The 8,821-nt window shown below is 72.8% G+C and carries 11 protein-coding genes and 1 tRNA gene; 3 read left to right on the forward strand and 9 right to left on the reverse strand.

Going from position 1 to position 8,821, the window contains the following annotated elements:
* Positions 1-9 precede the first annotated feature (9 nt).
* From ACGFIG_RS09455 to ACGFIG_RS09490, 8 genes are all read right to left on the reverse strand, one after another.
* Entirely contained in the window at positions 10-414 is a 405-nt protein-coding gene (locus ACGFIG_RS09455) for a hypothetical protein (protein ID WP_393000900.1), read from the reverse strand.
* Positions 411-752, reverse strand: a complete 342-nt coding sequence (locus ACGFIG_RS09460) for a hypothetical protein (RefSeq protein ID WP_393000902.1) — start codon at positions 750-752, stop codon at positions 411-413. Before ACGFIG_RS09460 ends, ACGFIG_RS09455 begins: the two co-directional genes overlap by 4 nt.
* Entirely contained in the window at positions 749-1,411 is a 663-nt protein-coding gene (locus ACGFIG_RS09465; RefSeq protein ID WP_393000904.1) for a hypothetical protein, read from the reverse strand. Before ACGFIG_RS09465 ends, ACGFIG_RS09460 begins: the two co-directional genes overlap by 4 nt.
* The gene (locus ACGFIG_RS09470) at positions 1,408-1,746 is read right to left on the reverse strand and encodes a hypothetical protein (protein WP_393000906.1); all 339 of its coding nucleotides are present in this window, start codon (positions 1,744-1,746) and stop codon (positions 1,408-1,410) included. The genes ACGFIG_RS09465 and ACGFIG_RS09470 overlap by 4 nt, the downstream gene beginning before the upstream one ends.
* A complete protein-coding gene (locus ACGFIG_RS09475) occupies positions 1,743-3,311 on the reverse strand; it encodes a DNA cytosine methyltransferase (RefSeq protein WP_393001401.1) in 1,569 nt (522 codons plus the stop codon). Before ACGFIG_RS09475 ends, ACGFIG_RS09470 begins: the two co-directional genes overlap by 4 nt.
* On the reverse strand, positions 3,311-3,652 hold the full coding sequence (locus ACGFIG_RS09480; RefSeq protein ID WP_393000908.1) for a hypothetical protein: 342 nt from the start codon (positions 3,650-3,652) through the stop codon (positions 3,311-3,313). Before ACGFIG_RS09480 ends, ACGFIG_RS09475 begins: the two co-directional genes overlap by 1 nt.
* The gene (locus ACGFIG_RS09485) at positions 3,652-4,314 is read right to left on the reverse strand and encodes a hypothetical protein (RefSeq protein WP_393000910.1); all 663 of its coding nucleotides are present in this window, start codon (positions 4,312-4,314) and stop codon (positions 3,652-3,654) included. Before ACGFIG_RS09485 ends, ACGFIG_RS09480 begins: the two co-directional genes overlap by 1 nt.
* A gap of 67 nt (positions 4,315-4,381) precedes the next feature.
* Positions 4,382-4,654, reverse strand: a complete 273-nt coding sequence (locus tag ACGFIG_RS09490; RefSeq protein ID WP_393000912.1) for a helix-turn-helix domain-containing protein — start codon at positions 4,652-4,654, stop codon at positions 4,382-4,384.
* A 99-nt stretch (positions 4,655-4,753) separates the two neighbouring features.
* On the opposite strand from ACGFIG_RS09490, the gene ACGFIG_RS09495 reads away from it, so the two are divergent.
* Positions 4,754-5,260, forward strand: a complete 507-nt coding sequence (locus tag ACGFIG_RS09495) for a helix-turn-helix domain-containing protein (RefSeq protein WP_393000914.1) — start codon at positions 4,754-4,756, stop codon at positions 5,258-5,260.
* A gap of 7 nt (positions 5,261-5,267) precedes the next feature.
* The gene (locus tag ACGFIG_RS09500) at positions 5,268-6,752 is read left to right on the forward strand and encodes a tyrosine-type recombinase/integrase (protein ID WP_393000916.1); all 1,485 of its coding nucleotides are present in this window, start codon (positions 5,268-5,270) and stop codon (positions 6,750-6,752) included.
* A gap of 70 nt (positions 6,753-6,822) precedes the next feature.
* Here the strand turns inward: ACGFIG_RS09500 and ACGFIG_RS09505 are convergent.
* Positions 6,823-6,896 (reverse strand) — tRNA-Thr (locus tag ACGFIG_RS09505).
* Positions 6,897-6,900: 4 nt separating this feature from the next.
* On the opposite strand from ACGFIG_RS09505, the gene ACGFIG_RS09510 reads away from it, so the two are divergent.
* Positions 6,901-8,778, forward strand: coding sequence for a metallophosphoesterase family protein (locus ACGFIG_RS09510; protein ID WP_393001403.1), 1,878 nt, complete (start codon positions 6,901-6,903; stop codon positions 8,776-8,778).
* The last annotated feature ends 43 nt before the right edge of the window (positions 8,779-8,821 follow it).

Below are 8,821 nucleotides of genomic sequence, written 5' to 3' on the forward strand. Positions count from 1 at the left end.
CGCCTCGGCCTAGCCGGCGGCGGGGTCGAGCAGGGCGGCGGCGAGCCGGTGGCTGCGGACGGCGTCGACCATCGCGTCGACCTGCTCGGCCTGGTGGGCGAGCAGCGGCACCTGGCCGGCGGCGTACGCGGCGTCGCGGGCTTCGCGGGCCGCCTTGGTCTTCCAGTCCTTGGCGTCGACGATGACCGTGACCGAGCCGGCCCCGAGTAGCCGGGTGTGGACGGCCTTGCCGAGGTCGAAGTCCTCGCGCGACGGCGGCGGGTTGCGCCGGTCGTGGTCGTAGTGCGCGGGGGTCTTCGGCGGCAGGAGCTTCCGGGCGCCGGTGGACGAGAGGCTGCCGCCGGGGACGGGATCCCGGTGGTAGTCGGCCTCGTCCATGTCGGGGTAGAGGCCCGGCTCGGTCACGGTGGTCATGCGTGGGTGGTTCCTTCCGTGTCGTCGGTGCGGGTGAGGTCGTCGCGCAGGTCGGCGAGGACGGCGGGCGTGGTCCAGGCGTGGCGCATGTCGAGCAGGCCGGTGGCGTCGGCGGGGCTGGCGGGCACCTTGTCGCTGGTGGCGGTGACGAGCTGCTGCGCGGCGGGGCTGAGCCGGTAGCTGACGGGCACCGGGTCGGCGATGACGTGGCGGGTGTGGCGGGGCTCGTTGCGGTCGGCGCGGTGGCGGCCGATGTAGCGCCCGGCCGGGGCCGGCCCCTGGATGGGGGCCGGCGCGGCGGTGGGCTGCTGGGCGGTGGGGGCGTCGACGGCGGTCACGCGGTCACCGCCTCGGCGGCCTGGGGCAGCTCGATCGGGACGTTCTTCTCGTCGCCGCGCAGCGAAACCGGCATCACAGCGGCGACGAACCAGTCACCGATGTCGACGCGGAACGGCTTGCCCGGCTCGGCCATCAGCCACCGCATCGGATCGCACGGAGCCCAGCGGGCGGCCTTGAGGACCGGCTTCACGACACGCCGACTGATGCCGATGGGTGCCTGGACGCCGGCGGTGTCGTTGGTCGGCAGCTTGGCGAGAATCGGCCCCAGGTCGGGGGCGCCCTTCGCGCCCTCCGGCTCATCGAGGGACAGCGTGACGTAGCCGAACTTCACGGTCAGGCTGGCGTCAGCCTCGGTGATGGCGACGAGGTCAGCGCTGCTGCCCTGGTCCCGCATGAAGCGACTGAGGGCCTTGCGAAGGGCGCGGGCATCACGCCAGTGCAGGAGGCGGGGGCGCGTGAATGCGCCGGTGGCGGGCTGGCGGGCGTGGCCGATGACGTATCGGTTGGTGGCGCTGGCGGTGAGGACGCCTTCGGCGCAGTGGAGCTGGACGGCGCAAACGGACGGCAGGGTGACGTCGCGGCTGGCGAACGGAACCACGGAGCCGAGGGCCTGGGCGAGGCGGCCGGTGGTGATGGTTACGGTCGTGTCGGTGGTCACGGGGTCTCTCCCGGGGTGTCGAAGTCGGCCGGCGAGGCGGCCAGGTGGATGTCGCGGAGGGTGCGGTGGCCCCAGCGGGGCCAGGGCCGCTCGGCGGGCGCGTCGGGGGTGAGTGCGGCGCGGGCGATGGCGTGCTGGGCGGTGAGGCGGGCCAGGTCGGCGCGCAGTCCCCGCTCCTCGCGGCGGGCGGTGCGCGCCTCGGCGATGGCCTCGTCCCGCTCGGCGGTGGTGGCCGCGAGGGCGTCGGCGTACCCGTACGCCAGCAGCGACGCGGTGGCCAGGGCGATCAGCAGCAGGACGACGAGCACGGCCAGGGTGATCAGCAGGGCGGTCATCGGGCGACCGCCTCTCCGCCGAGGGCCTCGACGACGGCGGCGATGAGGTCTCGGGCGGCCGGCGGGGTGACGGCGTTGCCGAGCTGCCGCACCCGCTCCCGCTTGTTGCCGAGCACCCGGTAGTCGGCGCCGAACGCCATGGCGAGCTGGATCTCGTGCGGCTCCAGCATCCGGAACGTGCAGTCGTCGACGGCGATGGACGGGTTGACGACGGCGTCACCCTCGACGGTGGTCTGGGTGGGCAGCGGCCGGTCGACGGTGCGCAGCCGACCGGTGTCGAAGGCGTAGACCAAGTGGTCCCAGCGGATCAGGGACTGCACCGACGAGGCGGTCTGGGTGCGGATCGGCTCGTTGACCGGTGTGGACATCTGCCCCTGGTCGCCGCGGGCGGTCATGTTCCGCATGACGAGGGCGTGGTGGTTGCCGGCGGCGGCGACGGTGGGCACCGGGTGCGAGCCGGCGGGCCGGGCGACCCCGTTGTTGCGCAGCGGCACCACGAGCGCCTCGGTGTCGCGGGTGGTGCGGGTGCGGAACGGCTCGGCGACGGACGCGGCGGCGTCGTTCCAGGTGCCGCCGGCCGGGACCAGCATCGGCGGCACCACCGACCCGAGGTGGTTCCCGGACGCGGTCAGCGTCGGCAGCGGGCCCCCCAGCGGCACCGTCCGCTGCTGGTCGGCGCTGCCCCGGTGGTTGGTCACGAACGGCGCGCCCGCGTACCGGCGCAGACCGGCCTCGATCCGGGCCAGCGTCTTCTCCGCGAGCGGCTTGAGCCGGTCGCCGATGCGCTCGCCGGGCAGCGTCCAGTCGATCGCGGCGGCGGCCGGCAGCACCTGCGGCTCGACGGCCTGACCGCACGCGCCGTGGACGTACACGTACTGCTGCCGGTACCGGCCGACCGTCCGGCCTGGCTTCCACGCCTGCTCGGCCTCCACGATCGCGTCGCAGCGAGGGCACCACGCCCTCGGCCGCTGGAAGCGGGCCAGGTCGGGGGCGCGCTCGCCGCGCCGCCACGCCACCACGTACAGCCGGTCGCGGGACTGCGGCGCCGCCGGGCCGAGAGCCTGGGCGTGCATGCTGTTCAGCGACACGACCTTGAAGCGGTAGCCGAGGGCGGCGAGCTGCTCCCGCCACACCTGCCAGGCCAGCCGGTAGCGGGGCTGGGTGGCGATGTCGACGACGTTCTCGACGACGATCGCCCGGTACCGGTGGTGCTCGGCGAAGCGCAGCACGTCGAACATGAGCAGCCGCGAGCGGGTGGCGGCGTCGTCGGACAGCGGGTCCTCGAACAGCCCTTCCTCGATCGCCGGCTTGGACTTGCTGCCGCCGGCCTGCGACCACTTCGTGCACTCGGGCGACGCCCACAGGATGTCGGTGCGGGGGAAGTACCGCGGGTTTTCCTCGTGGAGGTCGACGGCGGCGTGGTCGGCGTCGGGGTGGTTGGTGTTGTGGGTCTCGACGGCGAGCTTCCAGTGGTTGGCGGCCATGCGGACGCGCACGCCGGGCACCTGGATGGCCCCGGACGAGCTGCCGCCGGCGCCGCAGAACAGGTCGGTGATGGTCAGCATCACGCGGCCCTCCGGTCGAGGTCGACGGCGGTGATGCCGGCCTCCCGCAGCGCCCGCAGGTTGTAGGCGCGGAACACGACGACGGGCGCGCGGCGGATCTGGCGGCGTACCGTCCGGCAGTCGCACCGCTCGCCGGCGAGGACCGTGCCGCAGCACGCCTTGACGGGGACGGTGAGGCGGTGGCGGGTGCCGACGGGGATGACCTCCACGCCGGCCGGCACCGGGACGGTCTCGTCGAGGTCGGCGCGGTCATAGCGCAGGCCCGACGGGTCGACGCAGGGGCCGGTGGGGTTACCGACGGGGAACGGGTCGTCTTGGGTGGGCTGGATCGGCTGCGGCATCACGCACCGCCCTGTGCGGCACGCAGCTCGGCGACCTCGGCGCGGAGCCGCTCCAGCTCCGACTCCTCCCGGTCCGGGACGAAGGTGTAGGGGTGGAACTTCACCGCCCCGAGCTGGAGGCGGGCCGAGTGGTAATAGGTGGTCTGCTCGTCGGGGCCGGCGGTGCCGCCGAACGCGGCGGCGAGCGCGTCGACCACCGGCACCGTCTGCTCGGCGTCCCCCGGGGACACGCTGACGAGGATGTTCAGGTTGACGCTGGCCGGCTTGAGGAGGCCGCTCCCGGCGAGGGTGGCGATCCGGACGGCGGCCCGGTGCAGGTCCTCGGCGAGGGTCTCCCAGTAGTCCGGCTCCGGCCGGCTGATCGTGACCGTGCCGAGCACGAGCTCGTCGTTGCTGTCGAGCACCTCCACGGCCGGCTCGATCGCGGTGATCGACCCGTGCTCGATCACATCGCCGTCGATCGAGACGACGACCGTGCCCGCCTCGACGTCGATCGCAGCGGTGAGCTGCTGCCCGTCGCGGATCACGTCGGCCGCGAGGAACGCTGCGCGCAGGCGGGTCGTGATCCCGCCGGTGGTGGTGCCGGGAAGGAACGTCATCGGATCGACGCCGGCGTTCAGGTCGAAGGCGACCCGGTAGGTGTCCGGTAGGGTCTGGGTCATCTGGACTCCTCGATCAGGGTTGGGTTGTCCGGGTGGAAGCCCCCGTTGCCGCGGGGGCTTCGTTCGTTCAGGCGGCGACCAGCGCTGCGTCGGTGCCCCGCGCGGCGCGGGCCTTCTTGCGCTGGCGCTCGACGTACTCCTCGCAGGACCGGCGGCAGACCATGCGGGTCCCGCCGATCCAGACCGGCTCCAGCTCGCCCTCGGCGATGAGCCGCGCGACGGTCTGTCGGGTGATGCCGCCGAGGAACTCGCCGGCGGCGGGGAGGCGCAGCACGAGCGGTGCGGTCTGGATGACGAGCGTCGGCCCGTTGCCGGTTTCGGCTCTCTCGTTGCCACTCATGGCACTGAAGATAGCAACCATGTTGCGTCATTGCCAACTATGGCAACGCTCATACTTTCGGATACTGTCTGGACACCCGGTCAGCCCTAGGCTGTCGCCATGGCTCTCGTCGATATCCGCCCAATGCCCCTGTCGCAGCCACCATCGGCGGATAGCCGACTATGGCAATCGAGCCGCGTTCGGCACGCCGGAGCCGAAGGCGGCACCTATCGTGACGATGTGCCGCCACGGAGTCAGGACCAGCGCGTCGTCATGTTCGGCGCGTTCGTCAAGCGTGCGCTGACCGAAGCCCGAGAGCGCGGGCTGTCCATCGAGATGGTGGAGGAGCGCACGGGCGTCGGCCGGGCCACCATCTACCGGTGGACCCGAGCGGAGAACCCGAACCCGCAGCGAGAGAAGGTCCTGGCCTTCTGCGAGGGTCTCGGCGTCCCGGTGACGACCGCGTCCCAGATTCTCGGATGGGATGGTTCCCGGCAGCCGACGGCGCCCGAGCCGATCGTCGACCCCGACATCCGTGCCATCATGCGCAAGCTCAACGACCCCAACGTGTCGGCCGCCGAGAAGACCACGATCCGCGCGACGCTGAGGCACCTCGCCAGGGAGTGATGCACCCATGCCCCGACAGCCCAACCGCCGGCCTTCGATCTACCTGGGCAGCGACGGGCTGTACCACTGCTGGGTGACGCTCGGAACGCGACCGGACGGGAAACCGGACCGGAAGCACCGCAAGGCGAAGACCGCCTCGGAAGTCGCCAAGCGCGTCGACGAGCTGCTCGACCGGGCGAAGCGCGGTCACGGCGTGCCGCAGAAGATCGAGACCGTCGAGCAGTGGCTGACGCACTGGCTGGAGCACGTCGTGAAGCCGCGCCGCGCGTACGGCACGTACACGGCGTACCGGGCGCTCATCCACAACTACGTGGTGCCGAACATCGGCGGGTGGCGGCTCGACGGTCACACCCGCCGCTTGGAACCCGAGCACGTCGAGGCGATGTACACCAAGATGGCGGCCACGAAGATCGTGCGGGGCAGCCGCGGCGCCGACCGGGCCCCGACCTTGTCGCCGGGCACGATCCACAAGACCCACCGGATGCTGAGCGCCGCGCTGAAGGCGGCGGTGCGGCGGGGCAAGGCGGCCCGCAACGTGTGCGACCTGATCGAGCCGCCGAGCTACCGGCCCGGGCGGGTCGCCGCGCTGACCCTCGCTGAGACGGAAGCGGTCATCCAGGAGGCCCTCAAGGACGAGATGGCGGCGAGGTGGCTGCTCGGCCTGCTCCTCGGCCCACGGCAGGGGGAGACGCTCGGGATCCGCTGGCCCCGAGTGCACCTGGACCCGCCCGCCGGGGAGGAGCCACACGTCGAGCTGGAGACGCAGCTTCAGCGCAGGGCGTGGCAGCACGGCTGCGACGACCCTGTGGCGTGCACAGAGGGCAAGCACCGCACGGAGCCGTGCCGGCCGCCGTGGGAGCACGGCTGCCGGGACCCCCAGGCGTGCCGACCTAGGCCGCACCTCTGCCCTCGGCGGCGGCCTGGTGCCGCCTGCGCCCGGCACGTCCGGGCGTGCCCGCCGCTGTGCAAGCCGGGTTGCACGGGCCACGCACGGCGCTGCCCGCAGCGGGTGGACGGCGGGCTCCAGGAGGTGGAGCTGAAGACCGAGAAGAGCGTGCGGCCGGCCGTGCTGCCGGCCGTGCTGGTCGAGCTGCTGCGACGCCAGCGGGAGCGGCAGCAGGAGCAGTTTCGGCTCATCGGCCGCGAGTGGACGCCGCAGGAGCTGGTGTTCACGTCGCCATGGGGGAAGCCGATCGACGCCAGTGCCGACCACCGGGCGTGGGAGGAACTGCTGCGCCGCGCGGGTGTCGACGATGCGCGGCTCCACGCGGCCCGGCACGCTGCCGGCACGATGCTCGTGGCGTCCGGCACGGACATCAGCGTGGTGCAGGAGATCCTCGGCCACACCCAGATTTCGACGACCAGGATCTACGTGGACGTGGCGAAGCGGACCCAGCGGGAGGCGGTGGACCGGGCGGTGTCGGCGCTGATGGACGGCAACCTCGCGGCGCTACTGCAACCGAAGGGCGCAACCCCGACCGTCGATAGCTGATCTTCGAAGGGCACGAAAAAGGCCCCGTGACCGGCTGTCTAGCCTGGTCACGGGGCCTTTCGGTTACCCGAGCCGCCTGACGGAATCGAACCGTCGACCTACGCATTACGAGTGCGTCGCTCTAGCCGACTGAGCTAAGGCGGCAACGATCAGCAAGTGTACGGCACGACCCGCCGCGCGGCCGAGCGGGTTCCCCATCCGGACATCGGGGCCCGAACCGTCGCCCGCCGGACAGCGACCGCCGCCCGCCGGGACTACGCTGCGGCGGGTGAACGACGATCGCGCCCCCGACGTGGATCCGCAGGACGGCGCGGCGGAGAGCCCGCACGCGAGCGAGGCGGGCGGCGGACGGGCGGCGCGCCGGCCGGGCGGCACCGATCCCCGGGAGCTGGGCTTCACGCCGCGCAAGCCGGTGCCGTGGCTCGCGCCGTTCCTGCTGGTCAGCACCGGCATCCGTACGCTGCTGGCGATGCTCTTCGGGGCGTACCTGGACAAGCGGGAGCTGCAGAACTCCCTCGATGCGGGCATCGCGCGGCAGGTCGGGCCGGACGGCGGGCTCTGGCTGGACTACGTGGCCGACCTGGGCGACGGCTTCAACGCCACCTACTCGGTTGCCTACCTGATCGCCCAACGGGAGCTGGAAGTCGACGGGCACCGGCTGCCCCGCGCGCAGACCCTGGTGATGGGCGGCGACCAGGTCTACCCGTCGGCGGCGTTCGAGGCCTACGAGGACCGGTGCAAGGGGCCCTATCAGGCCGCGCTGCCGGTCACGCCGCCCGAGCGGCCCACGCTCTTCGCGGTCCCGGGCAACCACGACTGGTACGACGGCCTGACCGCCTTCCTGCGACTCTTCGTCCGGTCCCGGGACCGGCACTTCGGGGGCTGGGAGACGGGCCAGTCCCGCTCGTACTTCGCCGTCGAGCTGCCCGCCGACTGGTGGCTGCTCGGCCTCGACGACCAGTCCGGCTCGTACCTCGACGATCCGCAGCTCACCTACTTCGACCGGGTCGCCGAGCGGCTGGGCCCGCAGAGCCGGGTGATCGTGGCCGTGCCGGCGCCGACGTGGGTCAAGGCCGTCGACCACCCCACGGCGTACGACTCGATCGACTACTTCATCCGTACGATCGTCGCGCCCACCGGGGCCCAGGTGCGGCTGTTGATCTCCGGTGACCTGCACCATTACGCCCGGTACGCCGGCCCGGAGCGGCAGCTGATCACCTGCGGGGGCGGCGGCGCGTACCTCTACCCGACGCACCAGCTCCCGGAGCGGATCGAGGTGCCGCCGCGCGACACCCTCGCCCGGCGGGCCAGCGCCTCCCACCCGTACGAGTTGGCCGGCAGCTACCCGGACGCCGCGCGCTCCCGGCGGTACGCCTGGGGGATCTTCCCCCGCCTGCCGCTGCGCAACCCGGGCTTCACCACCCTGCTGGGCACCCTGCACACGCTGCTGATGCTGGCGATGGCCGGGGTCGCGAGCAACCCGGAGGGCACCGAGCAGCGGCTGTTCAGCGTGCCGCTGATGGCGATGCTGATCGTCACTATGCTCAGCGCGGCGTTCTTCGCCAAGCCGCCCAGCTCGGGCGGGAAGCGGCACGCCCGGCACTGGATCCTCGGCGTGGGCCACGGCCTGGCCCAGATCGGGCTGGCCGCCGCCGGCACCTGGGCGTGGCTGGCGCTGCCCTTCTACGACTGGCCGTGGCCGCTGCCGGCCGCCGCCGCGGCGGTGCTCTACGGGCCGGTGATCGGGCTGGTGGCGAGCCAGTTGGTGGCCGCGTACCTGCTGGTGGCGGGCGCGTTCGGGGTGAACGTCAACGAGCTCTTCGCCGGCCAGGGCATCGAGGACGCGAAGGCGTTCCTGCGGCTGCGCATCGACCCCGACGGCGCCCTGACGATCTATCCGATCGCCGTCGACCGGGTGGCCCGCGACTGGCAGGTCAACCCCGACGAGTCCCCCGAGTCCTCCTGGCTGGTCCCGAGGCAGCCGCTGCGCCCCCGCCTGGCCGAGCCTCCCGTCACCATCACCTGAGGCGCCCCGGTTTCCGCCGCGGCCGGCAGCCGGGGCCGCCGGC

Origin of the sequence: Micromonospora sp. NPDC049048, assembly GCF_043197615.1 — a bacterium.
In the GTDB taxonomy this organism is placed as follows: Bacteria; Actinomycetota; Actinomycetes; order Mycobacteriales; family Micromonosporaceae; genus Micromonospora.

Excerpts from the sequence above, each read along its gene's own strand:
- ACGFIG_RS09455 (WP_393000900.1), bottom strand. The coding sequence starts at position 414 with ATGACCACCGTGACCGAGCCGGGCCTCTACCCCGACATGGACGAGGCC.
- ACGFIG_RS09500 (WP_393000916.1), top strand. The coding sequence starts at position 5,268 with ATGCCCCGACAGCCCAACCGCCGGCCTTCGATCTACCTGGGCAGCGAC.
- ACGFIG_RS09495 (WP_393000914.1), top strand. The coding sequence starts at position 4,754 with ATGGCTCTCGTCGATATCCGCCCAATGCCCCTGTCGCAGCCACCATCG.
- ACGFIG_RS09480 (WP_393000908.1), bottom strand. The coding sequence starts at position 3,652 with ATGCCGCAGCCGATCCAGCCCACCCAAGACGACCCGTTCCCCGTCGGT.
- ACGFIG_RS09470 (WP_393000906.1), bottom strand. The coding sequence starts at position 1,746 with ATGACCGCCCTGCTGATCACCCTGGCCGTGCTCGTCGTCCTGCTGCTG.
- ACGFIG_RS09490 (WP_393000912.1), bottom strand. The coding sequence starts at position 4,654 with ATGAGTGGCAACGAGAGAGCCGAAACCGGCAACGGGCCGACGCTCGTC.
- ACGFIG_RS09485 (WP_393000910.1), bottom strand. The coding sequence starts at position 4,314 with ATGACCCAGACCCTACCGGACACCTACCGGGTCGCCTTCGACCTGAAC.
- ACGFIG_RS09475 (WP_393001401.1), bottom strand. The coding sequence starts at position 3,311 with ATGCTGACCATCACCGACCTGTTCTGCGGCGCCGGCGGCAGCTCGTCC.